At 32.1% G+C, this 17,235-nt stretch carries 14 protein-coding genes, 1 pseudogene and 1 CRISPR repeat array; of the genes and pseudogenes, 5 read left to right on the top strand and 10 right to left on the bottom strand.

The features are described from left to right. The 4 genes and pseudogenes from SA378_RS04855 to SA378_RS04840 form a co-directional block, all read left to right on the top strand. Window positions 1-188 (top strand): annotated as a pseudogene (locus tag SA378_RS04855) (XRE family transcriptional regulator); the annotation flags it as partial. A 28-nt stretch (window positions 189-216) separates the two neighbouring features. Beyond that, window positions 217-681, top strand: a complete 465-nt coding sequence (locus tag SA378_RS04850) for an ImmA/IrrE family metallo-endopeptidase (protein ID WP_318524859.1) — start codon at window positions 217-219, stop codon at window positions 679-681. 22 nt (window positions 682-703) lie between these two features. Next, window positions 704-1,789: a type I restriction endonuclease gene (locus SA378_RS04845; protein ID WP_318524858.1), complete on the top strand. Its 1,086-nt coding sequence runs from the start codon at window positions 704-706 to the stop codon at window positions 1,787-1,789. A 167-nt stretch (window positions 1,790-1,956) separates the two neighbouring features. Further along, on the top strand, window positions 1,957-3,069 hold the full coding sequence (locus tag SA378_RS04840; protein ID WP_318524857.1) for a site-specific integrase: 1,113 nt from the start codon (window positions 1,957-1,959) through the stop codon (window positions 3,067-3,069). Between the two features lie 112 nt (window positions 3,070-3,181). Here SA378_RS04840 and pgeF read toward each other — a convergent pair whose 3' ends face one another. Next, a complete protein-coding gene (gene pgeF / locus SA378_RS04835; RefSeq protein ID WP_318524856.1) occupies window positions 3,182-3,985 on the bottom strand; it encodes a peptidoglycan editing factor PgeF in 804 nt (267 codons plus the stop codon). 189 nt (window positions 3,986-4,174) lie between these two features. Here pgeF and SA378_RS04830 point away from each other — a divergent pair, with 189 nt between their 5' ends. Then, window positions 4,175-5,539 (top strand): PLP-dependent aminotransferase family protein, encoded by a 1,365-nt coding sequence (locus tag SA378_RS04830; RefSeq protein ID WP_318524855.1) that lies wholly within the window; start codon window positions 4,175-4,177, stop codon window positions 5,537-5,539. Between the two features lie 57 nt (window positions 5,540-5,596). On the opposite strand, the gene SA378_RS04825 is transcribed toward SA378_RS04830, so the two are convergent. The 9 genes from SA378_RS04825 to istA form a co-directional block, all read right to left on the bottom strand. After that, window positions 5,597-6,997: an NAD(P)/FAD-dependent oxidoreductase gene (locus tag SA378_RS04825; protein WP_318524854.1), complete on the bottom strand. Its 1,401-nt coding sequence runs from the start codon at window positions 6,995-6,997 to the stop codon at window positions 5,597-5,599. A 32-nt stretch (window positions 6,998-7,029) separates the two neighbouring features. Next, a complete protein-coding gene (locus SA378_RS04820; protein ID WP_318524853.1) occupies window positions 7,030-8,220 on the bottom strand; it encodes an efflux RND transporter periplasmic adaptor subunit in 1,191 nt (396 codons plus the stop codon). Between the two features lie 16 nt (window positions 8,221-8,236). After that, entirely contained in the window at window positions 8,237-10,582 is a 2,346-nt protein-coding gene (locus SA378_RS04815; protein WP_318524852.1) for an ABC transporter permease, read from the bottom strand. Beyond that, complete coding sequence (locus SA378_RS04810) at window positions 10,582-11,289, bottom strand: ABC transporter ATP-binding protein (protein ID WP_318524851.1); 708 nt, start codon at window positions 11,287-11,289, stop codon at window positions 10,582-10,584. The genes SA378_RS04815 and SA378_RS04810 overlap by 1 nt, the downstream gene beginning before the upstream one ends. A gap of 74 nt (window positions 11,290-11,363) precedes the next feature. Continuing rightward, window positions 11,364-13,154 carry an ABC-F family ATP-binding cassette domain-containing protein gene (locus SA378_RS04805; RefSeq protein WP_318524850.1) on the bottom strand — a complete coding sequence of 597 codons (1,791 nt, stop codon included), beginning with the start codon at window positions 13,152-13,154 and terminating at the stop codon, window positions 11,364-11,366. A 48-nt stretch (window positions 13,155-13,202) separates the two neighbouring features. Beyond that, window positions 13,203-13,436 (bottom strand): hypothetical protein, encoded by a 234-nt coding sequence (locus SA378_RS04800; protein ID WP_318524849.1) that lies wholly within the window; start codon window positions 13,434-13,436, stop codon window positions 13,203-13,205. 128 nt (window positions 13,437-13,564) lie between these two features. After that, on the bottom strand, window positions 13,565-13,786 hold the full coding sequence (locus SA378_RS04795; protein ID WP_318524848.1) for a hypothetical protein: 222 nt from the start codon (window positions 13,784-13,786) through the stop codon (window positions 13,565-13,567). Window positions 13,787-13,925: 139 nt separating this feature from the next. Further along, window positions 13,926-14,696 (bottom strand): IS21-like element helper ATPase IstB, encoded by a 771-nt coding sequence (gene istB / locus SA378_RS04790; protein ID WP_318524847.1) that lies wholly within the window; start codon window positions 14,694-14,696, stop codon window positions 13,926-13,928. 1 nt (window position 14,697) lies between these two features. Next, window positions 14,698-16,284, bottom strand: a complete 1,587-nt coding sequence (gene istA / locus SA378_RS04785; protein ID WP_318524846.1) for an IS21 family transposase — start codon at window positions 16,282-16,284, stop codon at window positions 14,698-14,700. A gap of 331 nt (window positions 16,285-16,615) precedes the next feature. After that, window positions 16,616-17,111: a CRISPR direct-repeat array (repeat unit 30 nt; unit sequence ATTTCAATTCCTCATAGGTAATCTATAAAC). Window positions 17,112-17,235: the final 124 nt, after the last annotated feature.

The following is a 17,235-nucleotide window of genomic DNA, read 5'->3' as shown; positions in this document are numbered from 1 at the left end:
ATAAACTTGAAATTCTTGCCGATGCATTAGGAGTATCTCCAGGGTATTTAATGGGGTGGGAAGAAAAATCAGAAGACATATACACTCTAGCAGCTCACCATGATGGAGATGAATGGACGGAAGAAGAACTACAATCCATAGAAGATTTTAAAAACTTTATTAAAAATAAAAGGGACAATAAAAAATAGTTTAATTTATGCTCAACAGGGGGATGTTATGACATATGAAAGATTATTAAAAATTGCTGAAGATGAAGAAATAGAAGTAATTGAATTTGATTTTCTTGGGAATCTTAAAGGTTTATATGAAGACAATTACATAGGCATCAGAAAAGACCTTGATACTACAAGGGAAAAAAGATGCGTTTTTGCCGAAGAACTTGGCCACTATTACACAACTGTAGGTAATATTATTGACTTAAAAAACGTTTGTAATCGCAAGCAAGAGCGAAGAGCGAAGAATTGGTCATACGAGAAACTAATACCTCTCAGAAGTTTAATAAAAGCTTCATGCGAAGAATGTACAACTTTGTACGAACTCGCTGAATATTTAGATGTAACGGAACAATTTTTAAAAGACACTTTAGAATTTTATCAAAATAAATACGGACTATATGCAGAAGTGGATAATTACTGTATTTACTTTAATCCACTAACTGTGTGTAAATATAATTATCAATAAGCTTATATGCGGAGGGAATGTTATGAACTTTGAAGAACAGGTTAAAAGTTTTGCTAAAAGAACCAAATCTATTATGAACGGAATTGAAACTGAAGAAGCTACAAAAACATCAATTATTATGCCTTTTTTCCAAACACTTGGATATGATGTATTTAACCCATCAGAATTTGTCCCTGAGTTTACTGCAGACGTAGGAATAAAAAAGGGGGAAAAGGTAGATTATGCTATTCTTAATAATAAAGCACCAGTTATACTTATTGAATGTAAATCTATAAAAGAGGAATTGACTAAACATGATTCACAATTATTCAGATATTTTGGGACTACATCTGCAAAATTTGCAATTTTAACTAATGGTATAATATATAGATTTTATACTGACCTGGATGAGCCAAATAAAATGGACGAAAAACCATTTCTAGAAATTAATATGCTAGATCTTAAGGAAGCCCAAATACCAGAACTTAAAAAATTTCATAAAGATAATTTCGATTTAAATCAAATTATTGATACAGCATCCGAATTAAAATATATTGGTTTAATGAGAAATGTTATAAAAGAAGAATTTAGTAATCCATCTGACGAATTTGTTAGACTAGTTCTTGGAAATGGAGTTTATGATGGTGTTAAAACTCAAAATGTAATCGATAGGTATAAACCTATGTTGAAAAAATCGTTAACTGGTTATATTAATGATTTAGTAAATGATAAAATACAGACTGCTTTAAATAATGATGATGCTACTGAAAATGAAGCAGCTATAACAGGTATTGCTACAGAAATAAACGGAATTGAAACAGAAGATATCAATATTAATAAAGTTCATACTACAGATGATGAACTAGAATCGTACTATATAGTTAAGTCCATATTAAGGGAAACTGTTAGCCCTTCAAGAATTTTTTATAAAGACACACAATCTTATTTTGGAATATTAATAGATAATAAAGTTACACGTTGGCTTTGCAGAATTTGCTTTAGAGAAAGTGGTAATTTTATAGTTATTCCGAATGAAATAAAAGAAGGTATTAAGTATCCAATAGATACAGTTAATGATATTTACAAATTGTCTAGTGCATTAATCGAGAGAGCAAAATCTATTGTGTAAATTTATAAGTAAATAAAATAGCACCTAGTATTCGAGTACCAAGTGCTATCGAAACACATCTTGCCACAAAGGACAAATGCGCTCTAACAGCTATATTATACCGTATAATCCTTTGAATTCGCAAGGATTATTTTTTATACACAAAAACAAGAAAAGGAGAAAAACAAATGAGTATTGAGTACAGAGGCGATAGTAAATATCGTTTTAGAGTTCGAAAAGATGGAGTTAACTACACTCAAAATTTTTTTGGTACAGAAAAAGAAGCTGAAAACGAACACAAAAAATTTGAAGTTGATGTTATGCGTGGGAAGATTGGTTACAACGAAAATATGAAATTTTCTGAATTATGCCAATTGGTTTTTGACGAACACACAAAAAAGAACACATCCTTAAATACGCAAAACACATACAGAAATTTTTATAACAATCATGCTTTGGAGGTTTTTGGTGACATAAAACTTAATAAAATCAAAAAAATTAATGTACAAAAGTTCATCAATTCATTAACCGAAAACTTTGAATACAACTCCGTAAAACAGTTCTACAGCATATTAAAATTGACGTTTAACAAAGCTGTGGATTGGGAAATTATGACTAAAAATCCTTGTTCCAACATTATTCTGCAAAAAAAGGAACACGATAAAAAGTACAATGAATTGCTTTCTGATACGGAACTACAAGACCTTTTAAACGCAATCACAAATGAAAAAAATAAAATGCTAAAAACCATCTATGCAGTTGCTATAGGTATGGGGATGAGACAAGGTGAGATATTAGGATTATCCTTAAAAGATATTGATTTTGCTCGAAACACTATAGACATTAACAAACAATATTTATGGTATACGGATTCCGAAGGGAAATCGGCTAAAAAAATAGCTGCTTTGAAAACTAAAAATTCATATAGAGAAATATATATGACTATCTTCGTTTCAAATATATTGCGTGATTATATAGACAACATGAAAATTATTGATATGAAAAATCAATATCTTTTTATAGATCCTAAAACAAAAGAAATAATATCGCATAATTCTGTTCAATATTATTTCAATAAATTTTTAAAAAGGAACAAATTCAAAAGCATTGCCTTTCATGACCTACGGCACCTACACGCAACTATGCTAATTAACAACGGAGCAAATGTTGTATCAATCGCTAAAAGATTAGGCGATACAGTAGAGACAGTATCAAACACTTATTTACACTCTATCGAAAAAGTTGATAAAGAGACAGTTGAAAAATTAGATTTATATATTGAAAAAAGTAACACAAATTAGTCAATTTGCCCCACATTTGCCCGAATGAAAAAATAAATTAGCTATAAGCATTAAATTTTCAACGAAATCTAAAAATATTAATCATACACAGAAGATATGATAATTATTTATATTATTTCATCATAATAATTCCGCTCATTAATCCTCTTTTTCCTTTTTGCCCCCGATGCGAAAAAAATAAATCATTGCGGCATTTAGAACAAAGTCCTGATATCTCTATGTTGCTCTCCTTCATTCCTTCAATAACCATAATGTACTTATTTATTTCCCACAAATCAAAATGATATTTCTCACCCTTCATTTCCATGAAATCCTTATACTTGGAATTGACAGCAATAAATAAATCTGCCACATCTTTATCAACTTCAAAACAACACTGTCCCAGCGATGGACCTATTACTGATTTGATATTTGATGGATTGCATCCAAAATCATTAATAAATGCCTTAACCATCTCACCTGCAATGTTTTTCAACGTACCTCTCCAGCCGGCATGGGCCATACCGATTACTTTTCTGACCGGATCGTAAAAAAATAGCGGAGTGCAGTCTGCGTGAAATGTCATTAAAGCTACATTTCTTTTATCAGTATACAAACCGTCAACATCTTTATATCCAGGATCTTGCATTACTTTTCCCTTGTCCTTTTCTGTAACATATCTAATATTATTAGTGTGTGTCTGGTTTGTTTTAATTAAATCTTCTATTTTTATATTGAGCTTTTCTGCCATTATTTTATAATTTTCGCTTACATTATCTTCTCTGTCTCCCGTTTTAATTCCTAAGTTCATTGAAGCAAATGGTCCTTCACTGACTCCCCCATCCCTTGTGGTAAAACAATGAAATAAATCATAGTATTCTTCTAAGGAAGGAAATGTTAAATATTTAAAATCTTGAATTTCATTCAATTTATACATAGCAACTCCTGATTTTTTAATGTAATATAACAACTTAAATAATTATACCATAGTAAAAATTCTGTGTATATTAAAAACAAATATTAACACAAATTAATACTATTCACTATTAACATGTGTTAATATAATTGTAACTTTAAATTATATTAAAATTCTGATATTTAATCATGTCAGATTGTGGAGGATTATATGATTATATCGCCTGTTTTTGATAAAGAGAGCAGCAAGGCACTTTACATACAACTATATGAATACATAAAAACAGAAATAACATCCGGCTTATTAAAACCGGATTCCAAGCTGCCTTCAATCAGAGAAGCTTCATCTTCTCTCAAACTGAGCAAGACTACAATTGAAAATGCATACAGTCAGCTTGTGGCAGAAGGTTATATAGAAAATTATCCTAAAAGAGGATACTTTGTATGTGATTTAAGCGAATATAACTTTCAAATTAAAACTGATATTCAAAAAAACATCATAGGACAAATTGCTGAAACTGATTACATAAATGATGGTGTTGACAAAGAAAGCTTTGATATTTCCACATGGAAAAGATTGTACAATAAAGTTATATCCGATGACAGCACAAATATTTACAGCAGCGGTTCCATTCAGGGAGAAAAGTTTTTAAGAGATGAAATTGCTAATTTTGTAAACACAATGCGAGGTGGTCACACAAGTTCAGAGCAGGTAATAGTTGGTGCGGGAGTTCAATATTTGCTGGGTATTTTAATTGGAATAATAAAAGAAAATTACAACACTGTAGCAGTAGAGATGCCAGGCTTCAACAAAGCTGAATACATTTTCGAAGATCATTGTTTCAACATAAGACACATCGATGTTACAGACAATGGATTTCCAATATCAGCTTTAAGAAAAAGCGATGCTAAACTTATTTACATAAGTCAATCACACCAATATCCACTTGGAACCATCATGCCCGTAAACAAGCGCATGGAGCTGTTAGATTGGGCATATAAAAATAATGGTCTTATTATTGAAGATGATTATGATGCAATAATAAGATACGGAGGAATGCCAATTCCAAGTCTTCAAGGACTTGATAAAAATGATTGCGTCATATATCTTGGATCTTTTTCTAAAATGCTTCTTCCTTCTTTAAGAATTAGTTTTATGGTAATTCCAAAAAAACTTCTTCCTAAATATAATATAATTAAAACCCGTCATACGCAATCAACTTCCAAAATTGATCAGCTTGTGCTCGCTAATTTTATGAAAGATGGATACATGTTAAAACATCTTCGAAAAATAAAACGTATATATAAAAAGAAAAACTTGCTGATTTCAACAAGTTTCAAAAATACATTCAAAAATAAATTAGAAATAATAAACTCCGAATCCGGACTTCATATAGTGTGTGAAGCTGACACTGTAAAAAGCGAAGAAAAATTGCAAGAAGATGCTAAGAATTCACGAGTTCTTTTAAACATCATAAGTAAACATGAAAACAAAATTATTTTCTCTTTAAATTACAGCGGTATAAACATAAATAAAATTCAGGACTTCACAAATTTACTAAAAAAAATACTTTAATCAAAAATATCTACCGGCACTATTTTGCCGGTAGAACAATTTTATCACCGAATAATATTATTTATTTAATATTTGACCCATTCTCACTCCCATTAGAGAAGCCATCATCAATCCTCTTGTCCATCCGCTGGCATCACCAAGGCAGTATAAGTTTTTAATACTTGTTTCAAAGTCTTTGCTTAATTCTACCTTATTGCTGTAAAATTTTACTTCAGGTGCGTAAAGGAGAGTCTCTGTTCCTGCAAAACCCGGCACTACAATATTTAATGCTTCAATGAAATTTAATATGTTTGTCATAGTTCTGTATGGCATTGCCGATGTTATATCTCCTGCTACTGCATCAGGCAGCGTAGGCGCAACATTTGACCTTGACAATTCATTTTGCCACGTTCTTTTTCCATCTAATATGTCACCGTATCTTTGCACTAAAATTCTTCCGTCTCCAAGCATATTCAACAGTTCTGAAACCTTGACGCCATATTTTATAGGTTCATTAAAAGGATAGCTGAAATTGTGGGAACACAGTATGGCTAAATTTGTATTGTTTGATTTCTTGTCCTTGTAAGAATGCCCATTAACAACAGCTAAATTATTGTCGTAATTTTCCTGGCTCACATAGCCTCCGGGATTTTGACAAAATGTTCTTACTTTATCTTTAAATGGCAACGGATATCCAATGAGCTTTGATTCATAAAGAATGTTGTTCACTCTTTCCATTACTTCATTTCTAACTTCAACCCTGACGCCTATATCCACAGTTCCTGCCCTGTGAGCTATGTTGTGCTGTACACACAATGATTTTAACCAATCAGCACCTTTTCTGCCGGCAGAAATAACTACATTATCTGCATATATATTTTCAATTTTTGTTTTCTTTAATGAATCAGTTACAACCACACCCTTGATTACACCATCTTCTACAATTATATCCGTAGTTTGCGTTTCAAAAAGTATTTCAACACCGCTGCCAATAAGGTATTTTTCGATTCGCTGGTATATTTCCTGAGCTTTTTCAGTTCCTAAGTGTCTTATGGGACAGTCAACCAGCTTAAGCCCTGCTTCAATCGCTTTTCTCCTTACTTCTTTTATTTCTTCTTTATATTCTATACCTTCAACTTTTGTATCCGCACCAAATTCTAGATATATTTTATCTGTGTACTGAATCAATTCTTCAGTATAATCATATCCTATCATTTCAGGCAAATCTCCTCCGACTTCCGGGCTCAAAGAAAGTTTCCCGTCTGAAAATGCCCCTGCTCCAGCAAAGCCTGTTGTAATATTACAAAATGGCACACAATTAACACATTTTTTCGTTTTTTCTTTTGGACAATATCTTTTTTCTATAGGTTTTCCTTGTTCAATTATTAATATTTTCTTATTTGAATCTCTCCTGTTAAGTTCCAATGCTGTAAATATTCCCGAAGGACCGGCACCGACAATTATTAAATCATATTTCATAAATTTCTCCTCTTCCATTGTTGTTTTTAAAATTAATACTCAACTAATACAACTTCATTTTCGCTTAAACCGGAGATTACTTCTGTATTTTCATCATCTTCAAGTCCGGTAGTAATTTCTTTTTCTATTTCTTTATCTCCTTCAATAACAGTCACAAAATGTTTCTGAGATTTTTCGTATACTGCACCTTTGTCTACAATAAGAACGTCATTTTTTTCCTCCAAAACAATCACAACATCCTTTTCAGAGCCAATTTTATAATTATCGCTGTTGTCTAAATCCGCTTCTATTCTAACTCGCTTTTGCTCAACTCCAAGGTCTGAAACTTTTGACTGTGCCTTAGGATATATTCTGTTAATTACAAGTTCTTTCACTTCTTTGTTGGAGTTCTTTATTATAAATGGCATTCCGTTCACTGTTTCGTTGGCTTCTTCTGCCAATACTTCAACGTAAATTCCAAGATTTTTTTCATCCTGCAGTTCAACAACCACAACACCCGGCTGCGTCATGCTCCCCTGGTGGACATTTAATTCAGTTATAACCCCGTCAAATTCAGCTTTTATAGAAGATTGTTCTATATTTTTTTCAAGTATTTTAATTTGTATCATTACTTCTTCTACTTGTGCCTCATACTGCCTCTTTACATTGGATGAAACCCCTTTTATAAGAAGGTTATAATTGTTTTTAGCTTCTTGAAGCTGATTTTCCAATGCTGTAACATTATTTTCTGCTTCTTCATATTCAACTTGACTTACAGCATTATTTTCATATAAAGCTTTAATTTTTTCGAAATAGCTTTTTGAAAAAATTAAATTGTTTTCAATCGTGTTAATACTAAGCTTCATATTAGAAATTTCCTGAAAGTCGGCACCTTTGACTGTTTCGTTGTAAGAAGCTGTGATTGCTTCAATTTGTTTGTTTGCTCTTTCTATTTCCAAATCATAATTGTTTTCATAAGTTAATATTATATCACCTTTTTTTACTTTGTCACCTACTGATACATTGAGAATTTCAACTCTTTGACTCATATCAGAATAAAAGGTGTTCACTCTTTTAGAAAATACCGTCCCTGTTTCCTCGATGGTATCTTGGATAGTACCAAGCTTCACCATTGATGTCTGTCCTTCAAATGGTTTTTCCATATTTGCAAATAATGAAACCGAAATAATAATTCCTGCTATTAATAAAATCGATAATATTATATATTTCTTTTTCTTCTTCATTTTACCCTCCCAATTATTATGATATTCTATTTTTAAGTGCCAGCATAAAATCCAGTCTATGAATTTTAGCATATGTCATAAGTTGAGCTAACATTATAAAAACTATAGTCAATACTATTGAAACTCCTATATTACTTGCTGTAATAGGCTCATTCATAGTATATAGGTCCGTGGTGTATGTGTTTGACATATAATCCACAAGCCACATACCTAAAGGTATGCCTGCAATTATACCTAAAAAGGACATTATCATATTTTCTCTAATAAGCATGTTAAAAATTTCTTTTTTTGAAAAACCCATGACTCTTAGAGATGAAAACTCTAAAGTTCTTTCATTTATGCTCATAAGTGTCATGCTGTATACAATTACGAACCCTAATATCCCTGAAAACACAACCATAAACCCCATGGATAACATAGTAATAGTTGTAAATTCTTCAAATGCTCCTATCATATCATCTTTAGACATAATAGTTATATTTTTCAAATCATCTAATGATTCTTTGACATCATCATCCGAATTAATATAAATACCATTTACAATACCTTTGTCTAAAAATTTCTCATTTAAGTATTCTATATTCATATATCCGTTAATTCCGAGGGTTTGTTTAATTATTCCTTTAACTGTGACATACTCATCATCCTTATCAGATACAAAATTCTTCAGCAGTATTTCATCACCTTCAATGACATTTAGGGCACTTGCTAAATTTGAAGATATTAAAATACCATCACCAGGGAGTTTTAAATGATTCCCTTTCATATCTTCAAAACCGTAAAATGCGGTGTTTTCCTCAAGTCCTATAACATTAACAATTTTAGATTCTCTGCCGCTTTCTATTTCAAAAGGTATTTCTATCCTGCCTTCCATGTTCTCATAATTTATTTTTTCAGCAATTTCATTCTTAACATTTTCATCTTCAAAGCCGTTAAAGCTTACATTGTATTCTGCTTTCATAAATTCGCTGTAATGTTTGTTAAATATTATGTCCATAATGTCAAACATCCATATTGTCATAACCATCATACCGCACGTAATTGCTACAGCAGCACCTATAAATGCAAATTTTTTCTTTTCTCTGAAAATATTTCTCAACACCATTTTCCATGAAAACGGAACATGGTTCCAAATAAACTTTATATTTTCGATAAAAATTCTTTTTCCTTTTTTAGGAGCTTCTGGCTTCATAGATTCTGCAGGATTTATCTTCACAATACCCCTGATACCCAAAAAACCAGAAATAACGCAGAACAATAGAGATAAGATTATTGAAACCGCAATTCTGTAATAATATACTTTAATAGTCAGCATGGGTATGTTGAAAAACTCCAAGTAATAATTTGTCATAGCGCTGGATAAGGCAGTGCCAATAATAGAACCAAGAAGTCCCCCTATTATACCAACAGATGCAGCATATTTCAAATAATGCAAAATTATTTCACTGTTTTTAAAACCCAATGCTTTCATTACACCAATGGATGTTCTGTCCTTTTTGACAATTCTTGAAAGCATGGTCGAAAGCATTATTCCTGCAAAAACAAGAAACACAACAGGAATAGATTTTGACATCATTTCCAAACCGTCAATTTCCTGGCTAATCATGCTATTGCTTAATTGATCTTTTCTTTTTATTACCCTTATTACTCCATATTTTTCTAAATTATCTTCTAAATAATCAACTGTTTTCTCCAAATCGTCTTCACTATTTGCATTAATGAGAATTTCATTAAAATTGCCGCTAGCTCCGTATATTTTTCTTAAGTAATCTTTTTCAATAAATACAACTCCAAAATTCTCAGGATCCGGAAGAAATGCCTGCTCATTTTCCATAATATATACGTACTCAGCGCTGGATGCTATGGCTGATACATTAAATTTATATTGTCTTCCGTTAATTTGAAGTATAACTTGATCCCCTACATTAATATTTCTTGCTGCTGCAAATTGCTCGATAACAATTATGTCTTTTTCAGATAATTGTCTTTTTCCTGACTTTATAAACAGCTTATTGATTTTATTTTCATACTTATCCACAGATACTACTCTCACATCAACTTTTTCATCATCATCATCCGTAATAAATGACGTGTCAAAAACAAGTCTTGCTTCAGCTTCGTTTATATTCGCTTCTCCTTCTAAACTGTTTTCTAGTTTTTGAGGCACCCTTGAAGCTGTTACAAAAATATCTGCAAAATTTGTTGTTTCATAATAATCATTCAACGAATCACTCAAGTTGATAGCTGAATTGCTTACAGCTGTAAATACAAAAATTCCGGTTATAATGATTGCCAGAACAGCAACATATTGACCTTTTGTATTTTTTATCATACTGAAAAGTCTTTTATCAAGCTTTTTCATTACCAATCAATCCTTTCAGCTGGAATAGGATTATCATTTACTATTATTTCTGTTATTTTTCCGCTTCTCATTTTTATTACTTTATCAGCCATTTGTGCAATTGAAGAATTGTGAGTAATTACCATAACTGTATTTTTATATTTTAAATTTACTTCCTTGAGAACTTTTAATATTGATATTCCCGTTTCAAAGTCAAGGGCACCCGTTGGTTCATCGCACAGCAAAATTTGTGGATTTTTAGCAACTGCTCTTGCAATTGCAACTCTTTGCTGTTCTCCCCCGCTCATTTGGGATGGGAAATGATTTGACCTATCCCCAAGTCCGACTGCATTCATTACTTCATCAATATCAATGGAGTTTTCGCATATTTCTGCAGCCAGTTCAACATTTTCTTTTGCAGTTAACGTAGCCATTAGATTATAAAACTGAAAAACAAAACCAATTTTATTTCTTCTGTACATGGTCAGTTCTCTGTCACTCATAACTGTTATAAGCTCATTGTTAAAGTAAACATTGCCACCTGAAGGAGTATCCATTCCTCCAACTATATTAAGAAGCGTACTTTTTCCCGAACCGCTTGGGCCTAAAATAACAATGAATTCACCTTTTTCCACTTCAAAGCTTACATCTTCCAAAGCTTTTACTGTAACTTCACCCATTTTATAATATTTGCTTAAGTTCTCAACCTTTAATACAACTTCACTCATAAATTCACCCCATCCGTACAATCAATACACTGACATTCTATAAACTCAATAACATTCGGATATTCCCTGAAAAATTATTTTTGGCTTTCTATTTGTTCTGCCAAATCATTTAAATATATCCATCTGTTCATTTTATATTCCAATTGTTCTTCTGCTACATGTTTTTCTTCCATTATTTCTTGAAGTTTTACATAGTCTGTTGAATTTTTTTCTAATTTTATTTCCAATTGCTTTATTTTTTCCTCTAAATCAGCTATATCTTCATCGATTTTGTTGTATTCCTGCTGTTCCTTAAATGTGAATTTTAATTTTTTAGGTTTTTCTCTTGTTTCATTGATGCTGTCTTTAACAGGCTTTAATTTATCTTGATTAATTTGTTTTTCATTTGATAATCTTGCAGCTATATAATCAGAGTAACCCCCATTGTACAATCTGACAGTTCCATCTCCCGGCAATTCCAAAACTGTATTAACAACTTTATCCAAAAAATATCTGTCATGGGATACAGTGATTACCGCTCCATTAAAAGTATCCAAATAATCCTCTAATATTGTCAGTGTTTCAATGTCCAAATCATTAGTAGGCTCATCAAGAAGCAAGATATTCGGAGCTTTCATCAAAACGCTTAATAAAAATAACCTTCGCTTTTCTCCGCCGGACAATTTTTTTATTGTATTGTACTGAACATCAGGAGAGAACAAGAATTTTTCCAACATTTGAGATGCAGATATTTTGCCATCCGGCGTTTCTATTATTTCTGCAATATTTTTAATATACTCAATTACTTTCAAGGAATCGTCCAAAACTTCAGACTCCTGAGAAAAATATCCTAAATTAACAGTGCTTCCAATTTCCACATGTCCCAAGTCAGGCTTTATTCTTCCGGCAATCATGTTTAAAAGTGTGGATTTTCCAGCACCATTCTGACCTACAATTCCAATTCTAGCATCCCTTAAAACTGTATACTCAAAATTCTCTACTATTGTTTTATCACCAAAACTTTTTGAAATATGCTTAATTTCAATTGTTTTTTTGCCAAGCCTTGAAGATACTGAATTCATTTCTATTTTTTCTGCAATATCAGTACCAAGTTGATCCTTTAAATTTTCAAATTGCTCAATTCTTCCCTTTGCTTTTGTTCCCCTGGCTCTTGCACCTCTTTGAATCCATGCAAGCTCTTTTCTGTATAAGCTCTGTCTCTTTCTTTCACTGCTTGCTTCCATATCTTCACGCATAGCTTTAAGCTCAAGAAATTTAGAATAATTGCCTTCATAGGCATATAAGCTTCCTTTGTCAAGCTCCACAATTTTATTAGAAACTCTGTCTAAAAAATATCTGTCATGGGTTACCATGAGTATGGCACCTGAATATTTCATCAAATAATTTTCAAGCCAAAGAATCATGTCATTGTCCAGGTGGTTTGTTGGTTCATCTAAAATCAAAAGTTCGCATGGATTAACCAAAGCACTGGCAATGGCAACTCTTTTTCTTTGACCTGCCGAAAGCAAATTTACATCCTTGTCAAATTCATCAATTCCTAATTTATTTAATATGGTCTTTGCTTCATATTCCATTAACTCTTTAGTTTCCGAACTAGAATTTATAAATACTTGCTCCAACACCGTAGTTTCTTCATTAAAAGATGGATCCTGAGGAAGATAGCAAATTCTGTCCAGAGGGTTCTTAATTATATCCCCTCCATCTTGTTCTTCAATTTGTGCTGCAATTTTCAGCAGTGTGGACTTACCCGTACCATTAACGCCCACTACTCCTACTTTGTCACTATCATTAATATATAAATCAACATTGTTTAACAGTATTTTTTCACCAAAGCTTTTGCTTATTTTTTCAAGTGTTAATATCATATGTTTACCTTTCAGTATATATAAACTATTCTATTAAATTATATTAAATTATATCATATAATAATCAAATATAAAGATATTTTTCCAATGAGGGCAACTCGAAACCTTGGAATGAAGTACAAGCCAATTTTTATACTTCCTTACATCACCTAATCGATATGCTACTGCGACCTCTTTGTTCTGATAATACTTATCGTAAAACTGTTTTGAAATTCCGGCAAATTCCGATGTTAATTCCCATACCTGTTCCGGATGGTCAACAATAACATCTATTATATCCACTTCACCGACAACCTTCATAACAGAATGTAGATTGTCAAGTAAAATCTTCCTATAATTTAGGTCCAGGATTTTGTCCACACCCCTTTTTACAGATAAAATTGACTATTTGATTTAAGTAATAGTATATTTTATAAATAAAAACCGGAGTGGAAAAACTCCGGCTTCTCTATGCTGTTTTTACCGCTAAAATTTAATGCCTGTATTACCTTTGTGTAAACTAAATCACAGTATGCTACTGGAACAATCAAATAAAACAAATTCCAGCAGTTTTTTTCTATTAATTTATCCATTTCAAGCATTGGTTTATTTTCTGAAACGCCTAAAAACTCAAATACATAAGGATCTTTCAATATATCATTCGGGCTCGAATATTGCGCACCTTGACTAGTGTATTTGTCAACCGAAAATTAGGTCAAAAGACCATTTAATTTTAGGTCACTTTCTTGATAATAAATGTGCCTCTGAAAATTGTACAAAGGCACAATATTCCTAAATGATTAGTTTATCAAAATTCATAGATGCTCCACTTTCTCTTAATGTTTCTCTTAACCTGTAAGAATCACCTTCCATATTAACTAATATTGCTTTGTAGGTAAGCCGGTCTATCATTGCACTCGTAACTGTAGGATCTCCGAAAACCTCAACCCATCGTTCAAATGAAAGATTTGATGTAATTATGGTAGATTTCCTTGCTGCCCTTAAAGATAAGTTATTAAACAGCAAATCTGTACCCTCTCGGTCGAATGAAGTGTAACCCAACTCATCTGCAATAACGAGGTCATACTTTTCAAATCTGTTTTCAAAATATCTTAAGGTCTTAGTGCTGTTGCATTCCTTTAATGTGGTAACAAGCAACGGGACGGTTGTAAATAATACCTTGTAACCTGCCATGCAAGCCTTTAAACCTAATGCAATGCTAACCATAGTTTTTCCGGTGCCGGGATTACCTGTCATTATGATGTTTTTTCCCTTTTCAATAAAATCAAGAGTAGCCAACTCAGGCAATTTTCTCTGCATATCTGCTGGAAGACAATCCATTTCAATATCTTCAAAATATTGTCTGTAAGGTAAATGTGCATTTCTAATTCTACAGTCAATAGAGCGTTTATCTTTTTCTTCCATCTTATAGGTTAGAAGTTTATGAAGGAAATCTTCATAGTCAGTAGACTCATTCATCGCTTCTTCAAAATGTGTACGAATTCCTTTAAGTTTCAATATTTTACAGTATTCAATTATCTCTTCATTTAATTTAATCTTCATCTTACACAGCCTCCTTCTTAAGTTTTCCTGATTGGAGTGCTGCAAGTTGATCATATTTAAACAATGTGTTTTTTGACTTTTCAGTGAGATGATCTGTGTAAGAGATATCCTTAAGATTTTCTCTTTCTTGCCTGCTTTCACATATTACCTTAACTTTATCAGCACTCATGTCCATCGGTGACAGCTTTTCAAGTTCTTTAAGTGCTTCCGTTACCGCATGAATTCCTTTTTCATAGATAATTTCTAAAATTTGTAGAAAAGTTTTTGCATCTCTGGTATAATATTTTTTGTAAATGTTTTTAATTTGGGTGTCCGCTTGAAGCAATGCTGTGCTTCCTTGTAGGGCACCTGGTTTTTTATGTAGAGTTCTAAGATAATGATATATATCAATATTCCAGTCATGAACCTTAAAGCTTCGTTCGTGCTTAGCTACAATGTTGTTGTCGTAGTAGACAATTATCTTGTCTGTAAACATCTTGACACTCACAATTTTACCAACTAATTTGTCAGGTACTGAATAATGATTTTGATTAACAAGTATGGTTGAATACTTATCGACACGGTATTCAGAATATATGCAACTCTCAAACTTAGGCAAATTAGGTAGCAGGCGCTTTTGCTCTTCTCTAAAAACTTCCATTGGGATTTCCCCATTTGAAGAAACCTTGTTATTAAGTTTTATACATCCCGCTAAAAGAAATTGATTTGCCTCAGCAATGGTATCAAATTTATCATTGCCAGGTTCGCTAAATACTTTTCTTCTAACATATTCAACACTTCTTTCAACATGACCTTTTTCATTTCCTTTTGCAATATTAGTGAATCTAAAATTAAATCCATAATATATTGATAATTCAGTTAACGCCTTTGTTGGCTCTTTCTCATGCAAACCCACAAATTTTCTTACCGCAACTCTCATGTTGTCATAAACCATCGTTTTGTAATTACCTTTACAGTGCGAGAAAAATTCAGCATGTGACTGTTGAAATGAAGGTGTGTCCTGTGCTTTAAAAAGCATTGCATATCGGTATCCGCTTTTAGCCGGAGTAAATACTGCCATTTGGTAAGCTGAATATCCAAGGCCTCCAATATCAAGTTTCACGGTGCCCCAGTCAAACTCACATATGTCTCCATAGCTGTATTCTTGTCTTATGAATGCTTCTTTGTGTCTATCCTCAATTGATTTAACCAATCTCTTAACAGTTGAGTAACTGATATCGAATTTCCTCTTATCTACCAAGTGTTCATAAATATCAATCTTTTTCATCTGTTGCTTAGACATTCCATTCGCACGACGCCATTCATTTATTTTTAGACATTCTTCAATAGCTTCTAATATTTCTGGTGTAACTTTACTTGGCTCACGGTTATCTGAGTTGTATTTTGGTTTTTCAACTATTGCATATATTAACTCCTTTGTATCTGCTTCTGGGTTATTAGCTAAAAGTTCTTGTTTCTTTTGTTCATACTCTGCAACATACTTATTGACGGTATCTTTACTCATATGAAGTTCATTTGCAATGCTGCGATTACTCATACCATCAATATGTTTAAGTATGATTCTTTGTTTTTGATTCAATTTAATCACTTTCCTTTCGTCCTCCTTTCAGTGCATACTGAAAGGATATCATATTTTCTAAAGAAAGTGACCTAATTTTCAATGAGCGTCATCGGATAAAGCAAGCCTCCGCAGCTATTTGAATCTCCAGTCGGGCTACGCCCTCCTTACGATTCAAATAGCTGCTTTATTACTTAGTGCTTCAAATTTATTGATATATATATATTTGCTTTTCCTACTCATTTTAATTATACTGATATTGACCTAGTTTTCGATGAGCCAGCTGACCTATTTTTAGATTAGCATAAACAGGTAATCTATAAACATAAATATTTGCGCATAATTGACTTAATACATTTCCATTTCAATTCCTCATAGGTAATCTATAAACGCCACAATTCAATATGTGATATATTATATCGACTTTATTTCAATTCCTCATAGGTAATCTATAAACGTATACGGGAAGTTTTGTGCAAAGTTACTTTGCAGATTTCAATTCCTCATAGGTAATCTATAAACAAGAAAATTGTATAAATGATACAATTAAACAAGTTGAATTTCAATTCCTCATAGGTAATCTATAAACAAGAAAATTCAAGTATATATAAAAATATTATAGAAAAATATTTCAATTCCTCATAGGTAATCTATAAACGAGCAAGACAAAACAAAATCACTATTATTATGATTAATTTAAATTCATCATAGGTAATATATAAACAATTACTGCTTAGTGGGAAGAATCAGAAATTGACAAATTTCAATTCCTCATAGGTAATCTATAAACGAAAAAGCAATACAATTATTCAAGCGTGAAACATCAAATTTCAATTCCTCATAGGTAATCTATAAACATTTTAACATTTTGCATATTGATTTCTGAATATGCCGCATGAAATTGTGCATCTCAACCGCTCAAAATGAGCATCGCTTCCGCTGAAATTGTGCACTTGTTCCGCAGCGGTTGTGCATAGATTT

The sequence above is a fragment of the Sedimentibacter sp. genome, from assembly GCF_033447055.1.
Lineage (GTDB): Bacteria > Bacillota > Clostridia > Tissierellales > Sedimentibacteraceae > Sedimentibacter.
Note: the sequence above shows the minus strand (reverse complement) of the source record. Positions and strands in the feature narration are given on the sequence as shown.